Source organism: Phenylobacterium sp., assembly GCF_041916435.1.
Taxonomy (GTDB): domain Bacteria; phylum Pseudomonadota; class Alphaproteobacteria; order Caulobacterales; family Caulobacteraceae; genus Phenylobacterium.
This window is the reverse complement of record NZ_JAYRZM010000007.1, coordinates 139487-158192: the sequence shown is the minus strand read 5'-3', so window position 1 is coordinate 158192 and position 18706 is coordinate 139487. Positions and strand designations below refer to the sequence as shown.

26 protein-coding genes are annotated in these 18706 nt (G+C 68.9%); 9 read left to right on the top strand and 17 right to left on the bottom strand.

Features of this window, described 5'->3' with window-relative positions; genetic code table 11:
* Positions 1 to 176: 176 nt before the first annotated feature.
* The gene (locus tag ACE3TA_RS20045; protein WP_374576109.1) at positions 177 to 746 is read right to left on the bottom strand and encodes a hypothetical protein; all 570 of its coding nucleotides are present in this window, start codon (positions 744 to 746) and stop codon (positions 177 to 179) included.
* Between the two features lie 62 nt (positions 747 to 808).
* Here ACE3TA_RS20045 and ACE3TA_RS20040 point away from each other — a divergent pair, with 62 nt between their 5' ends.
* Positions 809 to 1276 carry a hypothetical protein gene (locus tag ACE3TA_RS20040; RefSeq protein WP_374576108.1) on the top strand — a complete coding sequence of 156 codons (468 nt, stop codon included), beginning with the start codon at positions 809 to 811 and terminating at the stop codon, positions 1274 to 1276.
* A gap of 82 nt (positions 1277 to 1358) precedes the next feature.
* Here ACE3TA_RS20040 and ACE3TA_RS20035 read toward each other — a convergent pair whose 3' ends face one another.
* The 3 genes from ACE3TA_RS20035 to ACE3TA_RS20025 all read right to left on the bottom strand — a co-directional run bounded on the left by ACE3TA_RS20035 (position 1359) and on the right by ACE3TA_RS20025 (position 4528).
* Entirely contained in the window at positions 1359 to 3275 is a 1917-nt protein-coding gene (locus ACE3TA_RS20035) for a portal protein (protein ID WP_374576107.1), read from the bottom strand.
* 117 nt (positions 3276 to 3392) lie between these two features.
* Complete coding sequence (locus ACE3TA_RS20030) at positions 3393 to 3920, bottom strand: hypothetical protein (protein ID WP_374576106.1); 528 nt, start codon at positions 3918 to 3920, stop codon at positions 3393 to 3395.
* Positions 3890 to 4528 carry a hypothetical protein gene (locus ACE3TA_RS20025; RefSeq protein ID WP_374576105.1) on the bottom strand — a complete coding sequence of 213 codons (639 nt, stop codon included), beginning with the start codon at positions 4526 to 4528 and terminating at the stop codon, positions 3890 to 3892. Before ACE3TA_RS20025 ends, ACE3TA_RS20030 begins: the two co-directional genes overlap by 31 nt.
* 73 nt (positions 4529 to 4601) lie before the next feature.
* Between ACE3TA_RS20025 and ACE3TA_RS20020 the strand changes: the two genes are divergently transcribed.
* The gene (locus ACE3TA_RS20020) at positions 4602 to 5084 is read left to right on the top strand and encodes a lysozyme inhibitor LprI family protein (RefSeq protein ID WP_374576104.1); all 483 of its coding nucleotides are present in this window, start codon (positions 4602 to 4604) and stop codon (positions 5082 to 5084) included.
* The gene (locus ACE3TA_RS20015; RefSeq protein WP_374576103.1) at positions 5081 to 5524 is read left to right on the top strand and encodes a lysozyme inhibitor LprI family protein; all 444 of its coding nucleotides are present in this window, start codon (positions 5081 to 5083) and stop codon (positions 5522 to 5524) included. The genes ACE3TA_RS20020 and ACE3TA_RS20015 overlap by 4 nt, the downstream gene beginning before the upstream one ends.
* Here the strand turns inward: ACE3TA_RS20015 and ACE3TA_RS20010 are convergent.
* From ACE3TA_RS20010 to ACE3TA_RS19965, 10 genes are all read right to left on the bottom strand, one after another.
* Positions 5521 to 6180 (bottom strand): hypothetical protein, encoded by a 660-nt coding sequence (locus ACE3TA_RS20010; protein WP_374576102.1) that lies wholly within the window; start codon positions 6178 to 6180, stop codon positions 5521 to 5523. The two genes, ACE3TA_RS20015 and ACE3TA_RS20010, sit on opposite strands and share 4 nt — an antisense overlap.
* Before the next feature lie 184 nt (positions 6181 to 6364).
* Positions 6365 to 6850: a hypothetical protein gene (locus ACE3TA_RS20005; RefSeq protein ID WP_374576101.1), complete on the bottom strand. Its 486-nt coding sequence runs from the start codon at positions 6848 to 6850 to the stop codon at positions 6365 to 6367.
* Entirely contained in the window at positions 6847 to 7362 is a 516-nt protein-coding gene (locus ACE3TA_RS20000; RefSeq protein ID WP_374576100.1) for a hypothetical protein, read from the bottom strand. The genes ACE3TA_RS20005 and ACE3TA_RS20000 overlap by 4 nt, the downstream gene beginning before the upstream one ends.
* A 79-nt stretch (positions 7363 to 7441) precedes the next feature.
* Positions 7442 to 8359, bottom strand: a complete 918-nt coding sequence (locus ACE3TA_RS19995) for a hypothetical protein (protein WP_374576099.1) — start codon at positions 8357 to 8359, stop codon at positions 7442 to 7444.
* Positions 8360 to 8496: 137 nt separating this feature from the next.
* On the bottom strand, positions 8497 to 8817 hold the full coding sequence (locus ACE3TA_RS19990) for a hypothetical protein (protein ID WP_374576098.1): 321 nt from the start codon (positions 8815 to 8817) through the stop codon (positions 8497 to 8499).
* A 43-nt stretch (positions 8818 to 8860) separates the two neighbouring features.
* Entirely contained in the window at positions 8861 to 9274 is a 414-nt protein-coding gene (locus tag ACE3TA_RS19985; RefSeq protein WP_374576097.1) for a hypothetical protein, read from the bottom strand.
* Positions 9275 to 9347: 73 nt separating this feature from the next.
* Positions 9348 to 9686: a hypothetical protein gene (locus tag ACE3TA_RS19980; RefSeq protein ID WP_374576096.1), complete on the bottom strand. Its 339-nt coding sequence runs from the start codon at positions 9684 to 9686 to the stop codon at positions 9348 to 9350.
* A 158-nt stretch (positions 9687 to 9844) separates the two neighbouring features.
* Positions 9845 to 11164 (bottom strand): hypothetical protein, encoded by a 1320-nt coding sequence (locus ACE3TA_RS19975; protein WP_374576095.1) that lies wholly within the window; start codon positions 11162 to 11164, stop codon positions 9845 to 9847.
* 21 nt (positions 11165 to 11185) lie between these two features.
* Entirely contained in the window at positions 11186 to 12010 is an 825-nt protein-coding gene (locus ACE3TA_RS19970; RefSeq protein ID WP_374576094.1) for a hypothetical protein, read from the bottom strand.
* 133 nt (positions 12011 to 12143) lie between these two features.
* Positions 12144 to 12551 (bottom strand): hypothetical protein, encoded by a 408-nt coding sequence (locus ACE3TA_RS19965; protein WP_374576093.1) that lies wholly within the window; start codon positions 12549 to 12551, stop codon positions 12144 to 12146.
* 517 nt (positions 12552 to 13068) lie between these two features.
* Between ACE3TA_RS19965 and ACE3TA_RS19960 the strand changes: the two genes are divergently transcribed.
* Entirely contained in the window at positions 13069 to 13686 is a 618-nt protein-coding gene (locus ACE3TA_RS19960; RefSeq protein WP_374576092.1) for a DJ-1/PfpI family protein, read from the top strand.
* Here ACE3TA_RS19960 and ACE3TA_RS19955 read toward each other — a convergent pair.
* Genes ACE3TA_RS19955 through ACE3TA_RS19945 form a run of 3 tightly spaced genes read right to left on the bottom strand, consistent with a single transcriptional unit; the run spans position 13683 to position 14825 of the window.
* The gene (locus ACE3TA_RS19955) at positions 13683 to 14258 is read right to left on the bottom strand and encodes a hypothetical protein (protein WP_374576091.1); all 576 of its coding nucleotides are present in this window, start codon (positions 14256 to 14258) and stop codon (positions 13683 to 13685) included. The genes ACE3TA_RS19960 and ACE3TA_RS19955 overlap by 4 nt on opposite strands.
* Positions 14259 to 14293: 35 nt before the next feature.
* Positions 14294 to 14491 carry a hypothetical protein gene (locus tag ACE3TA_RS19950; RefSeq protein WP_374576090.1) on the bottom strand — a complete coding sequence of 66 codons (198 nt, stop codon included), beginning with the start codon at positions 14489 to 14491 and terminating at the stop codon, positions 14294 to 14296.
* Positions 14484 to 14825: a hypothetical protein gene (locus ACE3TA_RS19945; RefSeq protein ID WP_374576089.1), complete on the bottom strand. Its 342-nt coding sequence runs from the start codon at positions 14823 to 14825 to the stop codon at positions 14484 to 14486. Before ACE3TA_RS19945 ends, ACE3TA_RS19950 begins: the two co-directional genes overlap by 8 nt.
* Positions 14826 to 14904: 79 nt before the next feature.
* Between ACE3TA_RS19945 and ACE3TA_RS19940 the strand changes: the two genes are divergently transcribed.
* The 5 genes from ACE3TA_RS19940 to ACE3TA_RS19920 all read left to right on the top strand — a co-directional run bounded on the left by ACE3TA_RS19940 (position 14905) and on the right by ACE3TA_RS19920 (position 18635).
* On the top strand, positions 14905 to 15555 hold the full coding sequence (locus tag ACE3TA_RS19940; RefSeq protein ID WP_374576088.1) for a peptidase S24: 651 nt from the start codon (positions 14905 to 14907) through the stop codon (positions 15553 to 15555).
* Between the two features lie 66 nt (positions 15556 to 15621).
* Positions 15622 to 16062: a hypothetical protein gene (locus ACE3TA_RS19935; protein WP_374576087.1), complete on the top strand. Its 441-nt coding sequence runs from the start codon at positions 15622 to 15624 to the stop codon at positions 16060 to 16062.
* 41 nt (positions 16063 to 16103) lie between these two features.
* Positions 16104 to 16658 carry an SOS response-associated peptidase gene (locus ACE3TA_RS19930; protein ID WP_374576086.1) on the top strand — a complete coding sequence of 185 codons (555 nt, stop codon included), beginning with the start codon at positions 16104 to 16106 and terminating at the stop codon, positions 16656 to 16658.
* A 73-nt stretch (positions 16659 to 16731) separates the two neighbouring features.
* The gene (locus ACE3TA_RS19925; protein ID WP_374576085.1) at positions 16732 to 17187 is read left to right on the top strand and encodes a MarR family winged helix-turn-helix transcriptional regulator; all 456 of its coding nucleotides are present in this window, start codon (positions 16732 to 16734) and stop codon (positions 17185 to 17187) included.
* The gene (locus tag ACE3TA_RS19920; protein WP_374576084.1) at positions 17184 to 18635 is read left to right on the top strand and encodes an MFS transporter; all 1452 of its coding nucleotides are present in this window, start codon (positions 17184 to 17186) and stop codon (positions 18633 to 18635) included. The genes ACE3TA_RS19925 and ACE3TA_RS19920 overlap by 4 nt, the downstream gene beginning before the upstream one ends.
* Positions 18636 to 18706: the final 71 nt, after the last annotated feature.

Sequence of the window (18706 nt, the reverse complement as noted above, 5' to 3'; positions counted from 1 at the left end):
TCCTCGGGATAGAGGGGCTCAGCGCCCCGTGGACCAGCTCGCGCAACCGGCGACGCCCAGGCCGTCCCGCGCCTCAGACGCAAGAACCGACGATAGAAACATCGTGCCGAAACCACGCGCGGAAGTCAAGAACAAAATACGAACATCGAAGCGCGCGCCGCCCTCGGCCGCGGCGTTCAGCGCCTCAGATTGTCGCTGATTTCGACCGCGCGCTGGCGCATCCAGTCGAGCGGATTCATGTCGTCGCGCAGGCGGGTCCGCACGCCCCAGAGCTGCCCGCCTTCCAGGCGCTTCCCCGTCAGCACCTGGTAGACATCAGCCGCGACGCTATTTGAGTTCTGGTTCGGCCAATAGCCTCTGCCGAGATCGTTCGTCTCGCGCACGATGTCGGCGGCTCTGCCGGCCAGGGCTTGTCCGGAAACATCGGGCAGAAATGTCGTGAAGTACCGCCTGACCGTCTTGTGCTTCGCCTTGACCATGTCGGGCTCGATGCTCTTGTCGATCGGCTCGACCTCACCGACGACATTCAGGTCGCCGGCCCTCACGGCCTCGTAGAATTCCGCCGGATCACGGCGGCTGGGACCGCCACGTACAATCCACCTCTTTCCTGATGCATTGTCCGTGATCACTAGAAATGCGTGGTTCGGCCCCAGCCCGTCTTCAGGTGCGAGCACGTCATAGGCCATCACCTCAATGGTCGCGCTATCCCGGACGCGTGCGGGACGATAGTCCTGGCGCGGGCTCATCTCTCATTGATCTCCTTGGCTTGCACTTGACGCTGGCAAGTCGACCGTCCACAAAGGAACAAATGAGGAACTCGCCTCGCCTTCGGAAATTCGTCGGGTTCTTCGGCCGCCGCGCCGTCATCGTCACGGCCTCGGGGGTTGGCGCTTCTACGCTGCTCTGGACACTGTCCTGGGGCGCTCTCGGCCTATGGACGGGCCTGGCCGCGATCCTGCTCGTCGGCCTCGCCGTCGCCGGTCGTCGGCTCGAGGCGTCGAGCGCCGATGGACGAGGCGGCCAGGTCGCCTTGGGCCGCGCGCTGGCCTTGGGGAGCGCGGCGATCGCAATGCTCTGGCTGGGCGTGGGCATCGCCGCGTTCGGCCTCGGATGGGCGTTCGTACTCGGCGAGGTCGGCGCGGCCTCAGCCACGATCTATGCGCTGGCTATCGCCAGCCTCGCCATCGGCGCGCTGTTCTTAGTGCTGGGAGCCGTGCTGCTGGCCAGCGCGGTTCTTTCGGCGTGGCGCAGCGACTTTCGGATGCGCTGGTTCTAGTTCTGGCCGCCGTCGAGCCCGCGGCGATCGGCCCGGGTCCGCAACCGGGCCGCCTAGCGCTTCACCTCTTCCATATGGAACTCTAGCTCGCCCTCCGTCCCGGCTCCCCTCCGCCTCCCGCCACCCTCATCCGCTGGGTCTGCGCTTCGAACGCCTCGATCTCAAGCTTGCGGGCGTGCAGGGCGCGGTCCTTCTCCAGCTCTTCGATCCGCGCCTTGGCCGCGGCCAGGGCCTGGACGATCTGGGCCATCTGCTGCCTGGCCTGCTCGATCTGCGGCGAGGGCGCATCGCCACGCACCTGCGGCGGCAGGAGCGAGGCCAGCCGCCCGGCGATCTCCTCGGCGCCCGGCCAGTCCAGGTTCCGCGCCAAGAGGTCGCCGATCACCGGCGCGGCCTGTGGGAAGGCGCGGATCAGGTCGATCATCTGGCTGGCGGCCTCTTCCCGGCGGCTGGTGAAGCTCGGCCCCGAGCGCACCGTCAGGTCGTACTTGCCCGCCGTCAGATCGTAGATCTTCTCGATCTCGCGCAGCTGGCCGTCCGGCCCCGCCGCCTGCTGGCGCACCTTCTGGTTCACGGCCACCGCCCCCGGCTCGCCGCCAGGGCCCAGCACGCGCACCACCCGCGGCGTCGCATACACCTTGGGGATAAGGTCGATCAGGATGCGCCCGGCGTGGCGGATCGCCCGGGAGAGGTTGTCGATGTAGTGGAAGGTCGAGACGTCCCCTTCCCGCTGCCGGGCCATGATCGCCCGGCCGGAGGTCTCGTTCGACCGTGCGCCCAGGCTCGCGTCATGCAGGCCCATGATCGACTTCATGTCGTCGCTGGCGTTCAGCGCCTCCTGCAGCGCCCCGGCCGGCACGCCGGAGAACGGCTGGCGCATCGGCGGCTCGGGCCCGTCGTATTCGATGTAGGCGTGGGTCTGCACGTTGGCCGTGGCCCACTTGGCCGCGTCGCTCTCGAACGCGCCCTTGCGGCCGATGAACGGCGCCTTGGGCGCCAGCGCCACCAGCTCGGTGGAGGTGGTGCGCCAGTAGTTGAACATCCGCTGCGGGTCCTTGGCGTCGCGCACCAGGCTCTTCAGCCGCCGCCGCCCGTCCACGTGCACCTCTTCGCCATAGACCGGCACGATGGGAATGAACCGGCCGACCCACTCCACCGTCTCCAGCACCTCGGCGCCGGTCATGATCCGCTGGACCACCTTTTGGCTGGCCACGTCCCGCGGCTGGCCCACCACCTTCACCCCCAGGGCGTCGAACAGCGCCTTCTGCTGCTCATAGGCCGAAAGTTCCATCACCTGGCCGTCCGACAGGGCGACGATGCGCCGGCGCACCGCCTCGCGCCGCCAGTACTCGGCCACCATCACCCGCTCGCCGTCCAGCCAGGGCGCCTTCATCCCGGCGTAGCCGTCCGCGGCCCAGTCCACCGGATCGGCGCCCTTCCAGCGCGCCTCGAACGCGGCCTTGGGCAGGGTGTCGACGACGAAGGCGGTGTTCCAGTCGCTGGAATCCACCGCCGTGGACTCCGGATCGCCGTAGACCGAGAAGGGATTGGCCACCCGCTCGATGGCGATGTCCTGGTCGAAGGCGTCGTCGCGCGAGTAGCGGGTGTTGATCCGGAAGTAGCCGAAGCCGCAGGTCACCGCGAAGTCGAGGGCGGTGTCGTAGGCGACCTCCGCGTCGCTCGACTGCTCGATGTGGCGGATCAGCCCGTTGAAGATCTCCGCCGTCGCCGGATCGGCCGCCCCGTCCACGGGATGCACGGTGATCGACGGCGAGTTCAGTCGCGCATCGTTCACCACCTGGCGAATGAACGCCGGCAGACGGTTGATGGTCAGGCACGGCCGGCCCTCCAGTTCCCGGTCGCGCCGCACCTTCTCCGGCCACTGCTCGCCAAGGCGCGCGAAGCGCAGGTCGTCCAGCGCCTCGCGCCGGTTCTCGGCCTCGTGCTCGGCCGCCAGGTCGAACGCCTCGCGGGCGTCCTTCAGGATCTCATCGGACATGGGGTCTCCTGCTCCGCCCGCGGGAAGCGGGGGATGTGAATATGCTCAGGCGCTTGTCGAAGGAGGAGGCGGCCGGCTCGGCCGCGCAATGAGCGCCACGGGGCGCAAAGACCTTTGTTATTGCTTGCGATACTCGACCACGCCGTCGAGGTCGCCGCGCAGCCAGAACTGCAGTACAGGCCGTTGGCGCGAGGCTCCTCCCCACTCGGTGGCGTCGTTGTACATCAGGCTGTTGGTCCAACCCGCCGGATATCCTTCGGCCTTGTCGCCCTCCAGCTCGACAGGTGCCCAGTAATCCAACCAGGTTCGACGATTGCCCGGCTTCCCCAATCGCCACGTGCCCGATACTGACACCCTCGGCACGGGGTTGTCGGTCTTGAGAAGCACGTCGCCTGGATCCATTTCCTCAATACTTTTCAGTGGGTAGGCGACGCCGACGAACCGCCCGTCGGCCGCGAAGACCAACTCGCCGCCCTTCTCGCTTGTCCAACGCCCAACAATGTCCTGGGGCGCGGGCGATCGCAGCCCGCAGCCGAAAAGCGGAAACCCGATCGCCAACAAGACGATGCCTATCGCCGCCGCTCTCGTCGCCAACCGCATCGCCGCCCTTTCGATCACTTCCCAGCCGGAATCGTTTCGGTCCACTCGAATGTCTGCGACGTCTTCGATAAGGGGCCCGTCGGCACCAGGCTATTCAGCGCTGGTCCGACAATCTCTTTGTAGGGCCCTGTATATCCCAGCACCGGCGGCCGCGTAGCTGATTCAAGCGTGGACTGGTTTGCTACCTTGAACGCCACTGCCTTTGAGCCGTCCTTGTTCACCGAAAGAACTCTGTACTCGAGTGGATACGAGCCGAGATAGGCTGCCGCTAGATTACCCACCCGACCGCCAGTTGGCACCGCCGAATAGACCTTCGCAAATTTCGGAACGCCCTGCCGTCCTCCAAGAGAAAAATTGTCGTGATAGGTCTTCCCAACTTCGAGCGTCGAATCCGCGATATGTTTTCGCAAGGTCGCAATGTGTTCATGCCCTCTCAGGATCTTGGTCGCCGGATCATTCTGTCCAAACTCATGGCGCCTCGGACCCAGCCCAGTCAGCCATTCGAGTCCAAGCCTGTAGTAGCCTGTGTCGTCTCCATCGCTCAGATCGGTGTCACCCTGCGCTAGGCGGCGAATGGATTTGATCATCGCGTCATAGGCATCGCCCGCGGCGTCAGGGACTGACCGCGGCTCGCCCCGAGGCATGGTGGCCATGGGCTGCTCCAGACTTGTGGATTGAAGGGAGGCGCCGGCCCCCGCCGATCGGCGCGCCGACCTTAAGTTGAGCTTGACCTCGGCCGCGGCTCCGAGAACATTAGAAGAACTTGGAGCGCGACCTCACACCGTGCCGAAACCAACGACCCTGCTTTGGCTGGCGCTGGCCGCCACGCTTTTCGCCAGCCCGGCCGCGGCGGCCCCTCTGCCACGTGCGGAGTCGCGCTACTCGGCTGAGTTCCGGGCCTGCCTGAAAGCCGCCGCGGACGCCGCCCAGGAACGTCGCTGCAATCAGGGCGAGTTCGCCCGCCAGGACGCGGCCCTGGAGGCGATCTATCGCCAGAAGCTCGCCCAATGGCCCGACGACGAATTCCAGAAAAAGTGGGTCAACAAGATGCGCGAAGACGGTATCCGCGCCCGTGAAGCGGTCTGCCGCTACGAGAGCCTCGACGACGAAAGCGGAACGCCCCCAGCCCTGGTCTTCGACCGCTGCCGGCTGCGACGCACCGCCGAACGCATCATCATGTTCCAGGCCGACGCGGCGTTCTGTCGATGACCTGGCCTCGTCACGGCTCAACCGCGCTTGTCTTCGCCCTCGCGCTCCTTGGCCTCACCGCATGGGCTGCGACTTCGGCGAACGCCGAAGAGGACAAGCCGCCGTACAATTTCGATCTCAAGGCTTGCACGACCGCCGCGCGAACGGGGGCGGCGATCGACGATTGCATCCAACGCGCTTACCTCCAGGAAGATGAAGCGCTTAACGCCGCGTACCAGCGGCTCATGAGACGTCTCGCGCCGGCTGAAAGATCACACTTGCGAACGGTCGAGCGCGCCTGGATCAAGGCTCGGGACGCCGAATGCGACATGGTCTATTCGGACGCCGGCCTCGGAACGCTGTCGCGGACGAACGGCATCTCCTGCAATTTCGAGGAAACCCGGAAGCGCCGCGAACGCCTCGAGGCGATCGAAGCCAGGCTCGGTCCAAGCGCGCCCTAGGGGAACAAGGGAATCCCGAGCGCCATCAGTTCCTCGGCCCCGACGATGGCGTCCAGGCGCGTTCGGTCGCGCGCGATGCGCCTTCGCTGATCGTCGGCGCTGTTGGGGAAGTTCTTATCCACATTGTCCAGCTTGTACGTCTGGATGGCGTCGACGATCTGGCGGTCGGTCGCCGTTTTGAGGTCGAGACCGGCCAGCGCATGGGCCAATAGCTCGGAGTTCTGCCCATGCTGGATGGAGGTTGCGAAAACGGCCTCCCGCGCGGCCCGCCCGCGCGTGGACAGATCCACGCCTTCGCGGCGCAGCCGTTCCATGGGCCGTTCGTAGTAGGTCTTCAGCACATACCGCTTCTGCGCCTTTCCGAACTCCGGATCCCCGTCTGCGAGCGCGACCCACGTTGCGTCGAAGGCCGGCGTGTCGGGGGTCAGCCCGGCGAACTGGGCGTCGTAGCCGCTCGATCGCAGGAACTCGCCGAGCGCGCCGCGTTTGCTGAAGAATTGATAGGTTCCGTAGCTCGCACCGCCCTTGTCCTTCTTCTGCCGACCGATCGTCGCCGGCCCCTTGTGCGAACTCTCCTCGGCCTCGGCCAGGCCGCCGAAATCCGGCTCTAGACCGTCGATCAGCGCGTCGCCGGCCTGGTTCGTCCTGGGGGCCATGGGCGGCCTCCTGTTCTTGATTGTTTCGCGAAGAGCGCGCCCGCGCCGAGACGCCGGCGAGGCGCATCACGCCCCCGGCGCGCTGGCGACTGCTCGGGTTCAGCACTCGCCGGCTCGGCGAGGCGCCGAGCTCGAGAAATGGTCTCACGCCGGTCGCAATGCGGCCCTGATGGGGCTGGGCCGCCTAGCGGATCTGGCCGATGCGCGCGCCGTTCACGGTCAGGACGCCGTCGTCGTCCAGCAGGATCGCGTAGCCGCCCGGGCAGGCCTTGGAGAGGCTCTCCTGCTCCAGGGTCATCTTGATCCCGTGTGGCGTGCGCACCGTCTTGGCCGAAAGCGAGGCGTAGAGGTCGAGCCTGGGATCGGCCCAAAGCACGCCGCCGGGCTTGGTCTCCCCCTCGTCGCCCTGGGTCGCGTAGATGACGGCGTAAGCCACCCAGGCGCCTTTCGCGGGCTGATCCTCATCGTCGAAGGGCCAGACGACGATCACGCCGCCGAGGGGCGTCTTGAGGCTTGAGTCCATGGACTCGGCGGCAAGCCGGCCGATCGCCGAGACGCTCAGACGCGCGTCCGGCTCGAAGCGGAAGGCCTTGGCGCAGTCGTCCGCCCAGGCCGGCCCGGCTACGACCACCGCCAATCCCAGCGCACATGCGGTCCTGCGCCAGGTCATGGAAGCGTCGGCGTCACGCCGATCCGGGTCCCGTTCGCCCAAAGCACGCGTTGGCCGTCCAGCTTGAAAGTGAATCCATTCACGCAGCCGCTCATCGGCTCGGAAGGCCGAACGACAAGGAAGATGTCCTTGCCCGCCTTGCGCGTCTCAACCGTGCCCCAACTGCCAAAGGCCGAACGGTCTGTCGTCCAGAGCACTCCGCCGATGACATCAGCGTAGCCGGAACCGTCCGAAGCATAGACGACCGCCAACTCATCCCACTTGCCTCGCGACGGGTACCCTTCCCAGAAGGTCGTCGCAGCGGCGAGGACGCGATCGTCGGCCGCCCGAACACTCGTGTAGTCTCCAAAGGCGATGAACTCGTTCACCGTCAGCTTGGCGTGCGGATCGAAGTAGAAGACGCCCGCGCAGTCCTTCCCCTCGGCGCGGGCCGCGCCGCCGACGAGCGCCAAGGCCCCGGCTAGCGCAGCAACCGCCGCCTTCGCCTCGATCGGCGCGCCACCGCTCGTCATGACCACCTCGCCTCACTACTTCAGGTAGGAATGATCATGACGGCTCAGCCGCGTCAAGAACAAAATAAGAACTTCGTCGTCACCGCTGTCCCGACACATGGACGTGAGCCTGATGGCCACCACGAACTGATGGCCATTGCACAGGAGGAGCTCCAGACGAAAGCACCTTGGTTTGGCTACGTGGGCCAAAGTTGTCGCGGATGTTTGATTGGCGCGCCATGACCGCTTGCAAGTGTGCGGCGTCGTCGGACTGCGGCGTCACGCGAGCGCTGTTGATCCGGTTCATGTCGACGGCCTGATCCGTGTAGTGTCGGCTCTTCGGGTCATGCTTCCCGCCCGTCGTGCTGTTGACGTTCACCAAGTCCACGCCGGAATCCACGATCCCGCCGGCGACCATCCGGGCTGTCGGCGTGGTCAGCGGCTGATTGGGGCTGGGGTTTGCGGGTTCATCATTGACGAAGGTGACGTGCGGCCCCGGATCCACGGGCTTGCCGGCCAAGAGGTCCACGATCTTGCCCTTGAGCTCGTCCGTGCTCATCGGCTGTTGGCCAAGGCCGCTCGCCGGATAGGGATCGATGTAGGAGCGGCTGCGGTCGATGTTCCCATGCTCGTCCCTGGCGTAGGTGGTCATGAAGGGATTGGCTTCCGGGTGGGTCAGGTCCGCCAAATAGCGGCCCTGCGGCGCGGCGACGGCCGGCCTGGGCGGCTCCGCCGGCTGCGGCCCGCGCAGGCCGACGTCCTTGGCCTTGGGCCGCACCGCCTGGACCACCGCATCGCCCGCCGCGCGCAGCGCCCGCGCCTGCTGCGCCGCCTGGAGCTGGGCGGCGCTGGTCTGGGCCTCGGCGTAGGTCCGAAGGCCCTTGGCGGCCGCATCCGCTAGGTCCTCGCCCCGCTCCCAGGCCAGGCGCGTCTGCTCCTCCAGCTTGGCCTTGGCCGCCGCGATCTGCTCGGCCGAGCGCTGGAAGAAGCCGCCTTGCGACGATGACTTGCCGCTCATCTGCATCTCCGGCATGCGGACGCGCGCGCCGTCCGGCGGACGCGCGACCCTTGGTTTTCTGAGGTCTCGAAGAGGTGGCGGCGCTAGGAGCGCAGCCGGTCAGTTCAGGCGCGGCGGCGGCTCATGCGGCGCGGCGCTCACGCCCTGGCGGCGCGCAGCAACATGACGCCGCTCACCAGGGCGACCACGGTCGCCGCCAGGTAGGCGAGGTTCCAGGCCGGCGAGAGCCACATGCCGAACGCCAGGCGCATGCCCGCGTCGGCCGCGCCAAGCGCACCCAGCGCGACCAGTGCGCCCGGCCCGATTGCGTGCTTGGCCAGGAGCGTGCCGCAGGCCATCAGCGCCAGCATCACGATCAGCGCCATCGACATCGGGCCGGTAAGCAAGCCGAACCCTACGTAGAGCGCCACGGCCGCCGCCGAGATCACCCCCGCCCATCGCACGATCCGATTGTCCATGACCTCGCCCCCTCCTGCTGGCCCTGACGCAACTATGCCGGGTCTACCGCCCCTTGTCCTGCGCCGATCCCGACACGGAGCGTTCGAAGGCGTCGCCCAGCGAGTACATCCCGCCGCCCAACGTCGCCGCGTCCGCGCCGGTCAGGCCTTCGCCGACGACGCCGGTCACGCCGGCTTTCGACGCCAGCCCCGGCGCGCCGCCGCCGGCGACCGCCCCGGCTCCGATCGTCGCCAGGTCGCGCGCCACGCCGCCCCAGTCGATGTACTTGGCCCAGGTCCCGAAGTCGAAGGGCCCGGTCGTGCGCCACCCCGGGATCGGCTGCAGCTTGCCGTCCGGACCGGGAACGAACACGTCGGTCTTGGACGGGTCGATCCGCTGGCTCGCCTGACGGTCCGCCTTCATCGGCACGCCTCGGGCGCGCAACAGAGCCCGTGTCGGATTGGTCTCAGACCCCATGAAGCACTCCTAGCAACTGAAAGGCTGTATCGTCTCGCGGCCGACTAGGCCGACTCTTGGCTCGGCGCGGGTCCTAGAAGTAGCACCCCGTCTCGTCGTTCCAGCCGCCGCCACGATCCAGGCAGGTGTCGATCTCGAAAAACCGAATGACCGACGGCGTGCAGCCCGCCGCCGTCAACAGCAGCGCGCCGACGACAGCAAGCCAGATCTTGATTGCTCTCCTGCTCACCGGCGGAACACTACAAGAACATTTATGCCCGTCAAGGTGGCGCCGGCGCACGAATTGGTAGTTGTCGGGCAGGCCCGCCGGTCGAAATTGGGAGCATGTTTGGTCGCGGTAGTCGCCAGCAAAATCGCCGATCGCTTCTGCGCTTTGGATCGGATGAGCCAGGATATCTTCCGACCTCTTCACATGGCCGGCGGCTTGCGTAAGCGCGTCTTCCGCCGAGCGTCGCGCAGACGCGCCATCCAGTAGTCGTATGCTTCACCTGCAGCGTCGGGCACGCTGCGCGGCTACCCTCTGGGCATGGTCGCCATTTCTAGTCCTCAGTCCAACGCGAAAGCTGGGCCCTACCCCATCCAGCTCCGCGCGCCGGCGTCCGTCGCCGCCCGCCGCGCCACCGCGCCGCGCCGGTTGAGCGCAAACTCGCCGAAGGCGTCGGCGCCGTGGCTGGCCGCGTCGTGCAGCGGCCCGGCGTAACTGCGGGTCGTCTTGTTCCAGCGCTTGCGATAGGCGCGCAGCCGGTCCAACCCCGGCCCGCATTTCTCCGCGTCGAACCACGTCGTCGGGATCATCAGCCGGCCGGCGTTGATCCGCTCCTCTGGATCCGTCGCCGCGCCCACCGCGACGGGCGAGACGCCCAGTCCCGCCAGGGTCTCGTAGCGGCTGCGCCCGGCCGCCCCCAGTTCGCGCACCATCACGTCGTGAGGCAGGTGGTGGGTCCCGTAGACATAGGGCTTGGACGCGATCGCCTCGCGCGCCACGCTCTGCAGCCCCTCGCCGCCGGTCTCGTAGTAGTCGATGGCCCGCACCTCGCGGCCGACCTGCTGGAAAAACCAGATGGCCGTGTAGTCGTCGATCCCCAGATCCCAAGCCGTGTCGACCCGCAGCGCCGGATCGTAGGGCACGCGTGCAATACGGCCCGCCTTGTCCGCCTCGGCCAGCAGGCTGGCGTAATAGGCGCCGGGCGCGGCGGCGTCGAAGTCCACCAGGTACTCGCTGGCGAAGCGGGCGTGGCCCTCCGCCTCCGATCCCAGCTCAGCGATCAACTCGGTCCGCTCCCGGGCGAGCTGGCCTTCGGTGAAGACGTCCGTCTCGGTCGCCGGCGAGCGCAGGGTGAACCAGGCGGGATCGCCGCGCCGCGCCTCAAAGGCCCGCACCGCGTGGTTGCGGCCCCTGGGCGTCCACAGGAACACGGCCCAGCCGCCGTTCTCCGCCAGGATCGGGCGGATGTAGGCCCAGGCGTCCGGCTTGGCGAGCGCCCACTCGGAGAACACCACGCCCACCGGCGGCGCGCCCATCAGGCTGTTGAAATTGTCCGACCCGGCCACCTGCCAGACCGAGCCGTTGGCGAAGCGGACGCTCATCTCCGCATCGCGCGTCGCGGCCCGCAGCGCCTTGGGAAACGCTTCGTCCACCCGCCGCCGGCCGGTGTGCGGGTTCACCGCGTCCCAGATCGCCTTGCGCCCCTGGGAGGCTTCCGGCAGCAGGTGCCAGTAGACGCCCGGCCGCTGGTGGGCGGCCACCGCCGTCCAGTTCAGCGCCACCTCGTCCTTGCCCCACCGCCGATGGGCGGCCACGTCGGCCCTCAGCCCTCCGCTCTGCAGATAGCGCCAAAGACCGGACTGGTAGCCGCGAGGCGACCAGCCGGCTGGAAGTTGAAAGTCCATGGTCACTCGCTGGGGCGCTCTCTAGCGGCCCGCTTCAGCCATTTGCGCGGGAGTGCATGTGGGAATCCGGCTGATGACGGCATCGATGGCCGCCTGCGGCGCAGGCGTCAGTCCGCCGACGCTCCAGACCGTTTCGCCTCTTGGAACGCCAAGCTCGGCGGCGACCGCTTCATAGGCCTCGCCAAGTTCCTTGGAGTCCTTCGGCCAGAACCCGACCACCGGCCGCCCCATGATCAACTCCATCTTGTCGCGCCGGGGCGTGATGAACGTCATGCGATTGAGCGTCGAGCGCCTGTCGGGCGACATGCACGCCGTCACCAGAAGGCCCGGTTGATAGAGGAAGGACGTCGGCAGGCCTCGCCGCCTGTAGAACGCCGCCTCCTTGGCCGACAGGGCGCGTCCCTCCGCGGCGCTCTCCGGCGTCTCGTCGGCGAATTTCAGCGCGTCGATGTACGACGCCGTGTGATGAAACCCGACGAGCGCTCCCTGCAGCACCACAGCATTGGGCGTGGGCGCATAGACGAAGTGCGCGCAGGCCGACACGCAAATTCCGGCGATCTCGAGCCTCAGGCGCCGCCGCTCAATCAGGTCCGCAAGCGCCATCGCCGCGGGGCCCTCGCCTCCATTGCTGGTCAGCCGGACACGAGAGTCTCCAGGTTTCAGGGCCTTCTGGATACGCTCGACGAAAGCCGGCTCCAGCCTCCCGCAGGCGGCGACCCCGCCTTCGATCCGCATGAGCCCGGCGGCGCACACTTCCGAAAGCCGGGGCTCTCGCGCGCCATGGGCCTGGCACGCCGTCAACGCCGTGATCGCAACGACGACAAGCGCTCCCAGCCGCGCAAGCATGCTCCCTCCCCGGCCCGTCAACGATATCGGCCCTGCCGGTTTGCATACCATTCTGGATTGTTCAAGCGCCCGGCTTCGCCTGCGATATGCGCGCCGGACTCGCGCAAGGACTCCGCCCGCTGGCGCATCTCGCTCACTCCGCCTCCCCCGCCTCGAGCTCGCGCCCGTCCGCGCCGAAACGGCGGATGACGACGGTCACCGGGCCGCCTTCGCCGGCCGGTTCGCCGGCCTTGGGCTTGCCCCCGGCGCGGTCCAGCACCTCGCGCGCGGCGGCGAGCCTGGCGGTGTCCGACCCGCTCTCGCGCATAATCTTCTCCAGGGTCTCCATCGCCAAGCCGGCGATCGAGCGGGCCGCCTCGCGAAGGTCGGCCGGCGGCGGTGGGATCTCCTTCGCCGGAGGCGCCGCCTTCTTCCTGGCGGGCGCGGCCGGTTTGCTCGCAGGCGCGGCCGGCTTGGCCGGCTTTGCGGCCCTCAGTTTCGGCGCGATCGGGACGACTTTTCGCTCTTCGTCCCCCGTTCCGCCGCCCGTCGCCCGCGCCATCCGTCCTCCAGCTCAACGACACCTTCGCGCGGCACACCCCCGCGCCCGCTCACGCTCCACGAGAAGCGCCTTGAAAGCGGCGGGCGCGGGGGGCCTGGGCGCGTCACGCGCAAGCATCTTGGAGCTTGGGCGACGGCCGCGCCGGTCCCGCGCGGCGCGCCCTCGGCGGAGGGAGGGACGCTAGGCGCGCAACGACTGCAGGCGCAACGCGCCGTCGCCGGATCGCGGCTCCTCCTGCGGCGCGCAACTGCGCGCGGCGGGTCGGCCGCGATCCCTTCAAGCTCTTGGAAAATCCGGGCCCGGCGTCTCGGCGCGGAGCCCGTCTCACACGTGTCGCGCGCCGCAGACGCAGACGCAGACGCACGATCCAACGTTACAAAATCTTCGCCGAAAACCGCGCGGAAGTCAAGAACAAAAAAGGAACAAATAGGCCGTCCAGACCATTCCCGCGCGAACCGTCGGCCTGTACAATTACACCTCGCAGTCCGCGAAGGGCGGCCCGCGAAGGAGAGCCGCCATGAACGTCGCCGTCCTCACCTTCGAGGCTTTCAACGAGCTCGACTCGTTCGTCGTCGCCGCCCTGCTCAACCGCCTCTCCGAGGAAGGCGTGCGCGCCTACATCACCGCGCCGACCGAGACGGTGGTCTCCAAGAACGGGGTCGCGGTTCAGGCGCAAAAGCCGCTGGAGTTCGCCAACGAGGCTGACGCCGTGGTCATCGGCAGCGGCATGAAGTCGGCCGAGGTCGCCGCCGATCCCAAGATCCGCGCCGTTTTGAAGCTCGACCCCGCGCGCCAGCTCATCGCCAGCCAGTGTTCAGGCGCCTTCCTCCTCGCCGCGCTGAGGCTCGTCGAGCCGGGACGGCCGATCTGCACCGATCTCGCCAGCGCGCCCGCGATCAAGGCCCTGGGCTTCACCACGCCGGGCAAGCCGTTCCACGCGGAGGGCGACGTGGCCAGCGCCGGCGGATGCCTGTCCTCGCAGTACCTCGCCACCTGGATCGCCGCGCGCGCCCTGGGCCTGGAGGCGGCCGAGCGCATGATCTGGGGCGCGGCCCCGGTGGGCGAGAAGGACGCCTGGGTCGAACGCGCGCTTTCCGCCGTGCGGCCGTTCCTGCGCCTCAGCGCCGCCGCTTAGGCTTCTGCCAGGATATCCAGCGCCACGGTCAACACGGCTTCCAGCCGGCCGGCCTCGCGCTCGCCGCCGGCCGCTTCGCGCGGCGTCAGTTCCTCGCCGCAGACAAGGTCGCATGCGCTCACCAGTTCGGACTGGTTCGACAGCCGCGCGCGGAACGCCGCCAGCCGCGCCGCCGCCGAAGCCGTCCGCTCGGCGTGGCTCAGGATCGCGTTCAGCGACGGACCGCCGCTGTCGCTGCGTCCCGGCTTCACGTCCAGGCTCGAGGGGATGGCGCCCTCGCGCTTGGCCCGGCGATAGGCCGCGCCATAGCGCTCGCCCGCCGCCCGCTGCACGGCGGTCAGCCGCCCCTTGCGCGCCAGCCAGTCCAGGCCCGGCTGCCGGCGATAGGGCTTCTCGCGTTCGCCGCGGCGCACGGCCGGCGCCTCGAAGCCCGCGCCCCGCGCCTTGGAGAGCGCCACGGTCTCGGCGACGCCCGCGGCCACCGCGCTCGCCTCCGCGCGGGCCTCGGCCCGGCGCTCCAGAACCAGCAGTCGCTCGCGCTCGCGGCGCGCGGGATCGAACGGACGGGCCATGCGTCGGGTCTCCAGGACGTTGGGGATGATCAGCTTCAGTCGCGGCCGCCGGCCACCACCGCGTCGGCCAGGCGATAGACCGCCTCGCTCGCCTTGGCCTCGCCTTCCAGCACCACCAGCCCGGCGGCCGTGTGCGCCAGCAGTTCGCGCAGGAAGAGCCCGCGCTCCTCGGCCGAACGGGCGCGCAGTTCGGCGGCCACCCAGCCAGCCACGTCGTTGCGCCGGCTAGCCATGACGGCGGCTCGGATCGCAGATCGAGTCCGGCCAGGCCAGCTTCGCCGTCAGCACCGGCCGGCCGTCGCTCGCGCGCGTCTCCACCAGGGCCGGGAAGCCGCCCTCGGCCATCACCGCCCGCACGTGGGCCGCATGGCGGGCGAACCGCGGGGTCTGCTCCCCGCCACCGCCCATCACCCGGGCCGCGAACAGGCTTTCCAGCGCCTCGGCCTTGCGCGCGTCCAGCGCCAGTTGCGCGCGGGCGGCCTCGGGCGTGGCGCCGCCGCGCCGCAGGACAGCATAGGCGGCGGGATCGGCCGGTCGGGTGGTGGAAGGGATCGAAGGATTAGGCATGGTGGTAATGTATGAAAGATACATACCTTGCGCAAGGCGAATCTGTATGCAAAATACATTTCATCCACAGGCAGGCCCCATGACCGACGACCGCTCCCACCGCCTGCGCCAGGCGCGCCTGGAACGAGGCTACGAAACCGCCGCCGCGGCGGCCGACGCCTTCGGCTGGAACCGCAACACCTACGCCTCCAACGAGAACGGCAACGCCCCCTTCTCCTATCGCAAGGCCAAGGAGTATGCGGCGGCCTTCGGCGTGCGCCCCGAATGGCTCTATGACGCCTCAGGCCCCATGCGGCCGGCGGCGGAGAGCGGCCTGGTGCCGGTGATCGGCCGGGTCGGCGCCAATCCGGATGGCATCGTGCTGTTCGCCAACGGTCAGGAACCTGGGGATCTGGCTCCGATTCCGCCGGGCGGCACCGATCGCGCCGTGGCCCTGCGCGTCGTCGGCCATTCCATGCGCGGCGTCGCCGACGACGGGGCGCTGATCTACTTCGAAGACCAGCGCACCCCGCCCACCCCGGACATGCTCGGCCACGTGGTCGTCGTGGAAACCGACACCGACGAGGTGCTGGTCAAGCGCCTGCTGCGCGGCTCCGGGCCCGGCCTCTACGACCTGGAGAGCATCGCCGGCCCTACCCGCCAGGACGCGCGCCTGCGCTGGGCCGCGCATATCACCGCGATCATTCCGCCCTATCAGGCGCGCCGGATCATCCGCACCAGCGCCGCCTGAACACGGGCACGTATCTGATATACGGTTCTGGTTGACGCAGGATTGTATATTTTATACATTACCCTCATGATCACCGCTTCAGAAGACCTCAACCGCCTGATCGCCCTCGAACAGTCGACCGATCGGGCCCAGATCGCCGCCCGCGATCGCGAGGCCGCCCGCCACGGCGGCGTGGCCTGGTCCGGCTTCTCCCCGCCCCCGGTCGCGCCCAGGCCGGCCGCCGCCCTCGCCGCCGAGGCGCGCGAAAAGCTGGCCCGCCTGCACTCCTGGCGTGCCTCCAGCGCCGGCCGCCTCCTGGCCGCCGTGGCCGAAAGCCAGCGCGCCGCCGCCGCGGCCCACGCCGCCGGAGAGGCGGCCCGCGCGGCCCTGTCCCGTGGCGCATCCTCCGGGGTCGAGGGCTGCGCCACCGCCGCCGAGGAAATGGCGGACAGGGCCCTCGCCGCCTGCCGCGCCGCGCGCCGGGCCCGCCGCATCGCCCGCGGCGCCGCGACCGGCGAAACCGACTGATCGGGCTTCCGAATCCCGCCTGATCGGCGCCTCATGGCGCCATGTGCAACGAAGTCCGCTTCCGCCAGTCGCTCGACCAGATCGTCCAGGACTTCGAGGTCCTGGAGATTCACATCGACTGGCCCGGCGGCGCACCCAACCTGGAGCCCCGCGACTCCATCCGCCCCACCGACCCCGCCGCCGTGCTGGTGGGCCGCCCGGGCGGGGCGGAGTTGCGCCAGCTCCGCTGGGGCTTTCCCCGCCCCAAGGGCGGCCCGGTGATCAACTTCCGCTCCGAGGGCCGCCGCTTTGCGACCGGCCGCTGCCTGGTGCTCGTCGACGGCTTCTATGAGTTCACCGGCGACAAGTCGCCGAAATCCAAGTGGCTGTTCACGTCAAGCGAAAGCGAGCTCTTCTGCATCGCCGGCCTGATCCGCGAAGACCGCTTCACCCTGCTCACCTGCGCGCCCGGCCCGGACATCGCGCCCTACCACGACCGTCAGGTCGTCATGCCGCCGCGGTCGCAATGGGCGGCCTGGCTCGATCCCGGCGCCGCCGACGCGCCGCCCATCGCCCCCTCGCCCGCCGGCTTCCTGCAGGTCGAACGCGTCCGTTAGCACGGCGCCCTTGATCGACTCGGCACGCGCCTATATAGATAGTTAGGAAATCTAACTAAATTAACCGTCTCTCGTGCCGCTCAACGCTCTCGCCGACAACCCCGCCGACCCGGTCGCCCTGGCTGAAGCCCTGCGCCCGGCGATCCTGCGCGTCTCGCGCCGCCTGCGGCAGGAGGCCAACAAGGTCGGCGCCTCGGCTCTCGACGCCCTGCTCCTGGGTCAGATCCTGCGCACGCCCGGCGTCGGCGTCTGCGACCTGGCCGACGAAGAGAAGATCTCCCGTCCCACCATGAGCAGCCACATCAAGCGGCTCGAGGCCGCCGGCTGGGTCAGCCGCGCCACCGACGCCGAGGACGGCCGTCGCTCTGGCCTGACCATCACCGACGCCGGTCGCGAGGCGCTCGCCGCCATCCGCCGCCAGCGCAACGACTGGCTCGCCGCGCGGCTCGCCCAACTGCCCGCCGAAGCGCGCCAGGCCCTCGCCGCCGCGGCCGCCCCCCTCCTCGAACTGTCTGCGATCGAAAATTGAGCCAGGCCGAAACTCCCCTCCGGTCGGCTTCGTCCGACGCCTCCTCCGGCGAGCCCACCGAACGCGTGGGCTGGATGGTTCCGGCGATCATCGGCTCGGCGCTGCTGATGCAGACGCTCGACTCCACGGTCCTGTCCAACGCCCTGCCGACCATGGCCCACGCGCTGCACACCGACCCGCTGCGCCTGAACCTGGCCATCACCATGTACATGCTGGCCACGGCGGTCTTCCTGCCGGTCAGCGGCTGGGCCGCCGACCGCTTCGGCGCCAAGCGCATCTTCATGGCCGCCATGGTGCTCTTCGCGGTGAGTTCGGCCGCCTGCGGCTTCGCCCACTCGCTGCTGGACCTCGTGCTCGCCCGCATCTTCCAGGGCATGGCCGGCGCCATGATGGTGCCGGTGGGCCGCCTGGTCCTGCTGCGCACCACGCCCAAGCACGAGCTCGTCGGGGCCATGTCGGTGCTCACCATGCCCGCGCTCCTGGGGCCGGTGATCGGCCCGCCGATCGGCGGCTTCATCGTCACCTTCTGGGACTGGCGCTGGATCTTCTTCGCCAACCTGCCGATCGCCACCGTCGGCGTCGCCCTGGTCGCCCGCTTCGTGCCCAACGTGAAGGAGCAGGAGGTCTCCCCGATCGACTGGACCGGCCTTTGGCTCACCGGCTTCGGCATGGCCGGCCTGATCTTCGGCTTCGAGAACCTGGGGCGGGACCTGCTGCCCGCCCCCGTCGTCGCCGGCCTCTTCGTCGGCGGCGGCATGTGCCTCTACCTCTACGTCCTGCACGCGCGCCGCGCGCCGAACGCCATCCTGGACCTGTCGCTGTTCAAGGTGCGCACGTTCAACGCCTCGGTCGTCGGCGGCGCCTTCATGCGCATGGCCATGGGCGCCAACCCCTTCATGCTGGCCATGCTCCTGCAGATCGGCTTCGGCATGTCCGCCTTCCGCGCCGGCACCCTCACCTTCGTCAGCGCCGCCGGGGCCCTGGTGATGAAGACCGCCGCCCCGCCGATCCTGCGCCGCTTCGGCTTCCGCACCGTGCTGTCGATCAACGCGGTCATCGTCGGCCTCAGCTTCATGGCCTACAGCCTGTTCCGGCCCACCACGCCGCACTGGCTCCTGATGATCGTGCTGCTGATCGCTGGCTTCTTCCGCTCGCTGCAGTTCACCAGCCTCAACGGCATGGCCTACGCCGACATCGAGCAGTCGCACATGAGCCGGGCCTCGACGATCTCCAGCATGGGCCAGCAGCTCATGCAGTCGATCGGCGTGGGCCTGGCGGCCATGCTGCTGCATCTGCTGATGACCGCCCACGGCCAGACCCAGATGACGGCGGCGACCATCTCGCCCGCCTTCCTGGTGATCGGCGCGATCACCTTCATCTCCCTGGCCTTCTACCTGCGCCTGCCCAAGGACGCCGGCGACGCGATGAACGGCCGCGTCGCGGCCTGAGCGGCCAGGGCGCGGCGGCCCTTGCGGTCGGCGCGCGCGCCTAGTCCAATGCGCCCGCGCTGATCCGCGCG

Bases quoted from the DNA above. Each gene is read 5' to 3' on its own strand.
- ACE3TA_RS20040 (WP_374576108.1), top strand. From the start codon at position 809: ATGAGGAACTCGCCTCGCCTTCGGAAATTCGTCGGGTTCTTCGGCCGC.
- ACE3TA_RS19975 (WP_374576095.1), bottom strand. From the start codon at position 11,164: ATGGACTTTCAACTTCCAGCCGGCTGGTCGCCTCGCGGCTACCAGTCC.
- ACE3TA_RS19995 (WP_374576099.1), bottom strand. From the start codon at position 8,359: ATGAGCGGCAAGTCATCGTCGCAAGGCGGCTTCTTCCAGCGCTCGGCC.
- ACE3TA_RS20045 (WP_374576109.1), bottom strand. From the start codon at position 746: ATGAGCCCGCGCCAGGACTATCGTCCCGCACGCGTCCGGGATAGCGCG.
- ACE3TA_RS20015 (WP_374576103.1), top strand. From the start codon at position 5,081: ATGACCTGGCCTCGTCACGGCTCAACCGCGCTTGTCTTCGCCCTCGCG.
- ACE3TA_RS19960 (WP_374576092.1), top strand. From the start codon at position 13,069: ATGAACGTCGCCGTCCTCACCTTCGAGGCTTTCAACGAGCTCGACTCG.
- ACE3TA_RS19955 (WP_374576091.1), bottom strand. From the start codon at position 14,258: ATGGCCCGTCCGTTCGATCCCGCGCGCCGCGAGCGCGAGCGACTGCTG.
- ACE3TA_RS19990 (WP_374576098.1), bottom strand. From the start codon at position 8,817: ATGGACAATCGGATCGTGCGATGGGCGGGGGTGATCTCGGCGGCGGCC.
- ACE3TA_RS19985 (WP_374576097.1), bottom strand. From the start codon at position 9,274: ATGGGGTCTGAGACCAATCCGACACGGGCTCTGTTGCGCGCCCGAGGC.
- ACE3TA_RS20000 (WP_374576100.1), bottom strand. From the start codon at position 7,362: ATGACGAGCGGTGGCGCGCCGATCGAGGCGAAGGCGGCGGTTGCTGCG.
- ACE3TA_RS19935 (WP_374576087.1), top strand. From the start codon at position 15,622: ATGATCACCGCTTCAGAAGACCTCAACCGCCTGATCGCCCTCGAACAG.
- ACE3TA_RS20010 (WP_374576102.1), bottom strand. From the start codon at position 6,180: ATGGCCCCCAGGACGAACCAGGCCGGCGACGCGCTGATCGACGGTCTA.
- ACE3TA_RS19950 (WP_374576090.1), bottom strand. From the start codon at position 14,491: ATGGCTAGCCGGCGCAACGACGTGGCTGGCTGGGTGGCCGCCGAACTG.
- ACE3TA_RS20025 (WP_374576105.1), bottom strand. From the start codon at position 4,528: ATGGCCACCATGCCTCGGGGCGAGCCGCGGTCAGTCCCTGACGCCGCG.
- ACE3TA_RS20035 (WP_374576107.1), bottom strand. From the start codon at position 3,275: ATGTCCGATGAGATCCTGAAGGACGCCCGCGAGGCGTTCGACCTGGCG.
- ACE3TA_RS20005 (WP_374576101.1), bottom strand. From the start codon at position 6,850: ATGACCTGGCGCAGGACCGCATGTGCGCTGGGATTGGCGGTGGTCGTA.
- ACE3TA_RS19965 (WP_374576093.1), bottom strand. From the start codon at position 12,551: ATGGCGCGGGCGACGGGCGGCGGAACGGGGGACGAAGAGCGAAAAGTC.
- ACE3TA_RS19945 (WP_374576089.1), bottom strand. From the start codon at position 14,825: ATGCCTAATCCTTCGATCCCTTCCACCACCCGACCGGCCGATCCCGCC.
- ACE3TA_RS19940 (WP_374576088.1), top strand. From the start codon at position 14,905: ATGACCGACGACCGCTCCCACCGCCTGCGCCAGGCGCGCCTGGAACGA.
- ACE3TA_RS19930 (WP_374576086.1), top strand. From the start codon at position 16,104: ATGTGCAACGAAGTCCGCTTCCGCCAGTCGCTCGACCAGATCGTCCAG.
- ACE3TA_RS19970 (WP_374576094.1), bottom strand. From the start codon at position 12,010: ATGCTTGCGCGGCTGGGAGCGCTTGTCGTCGTTGCGATCACGGCGTTG.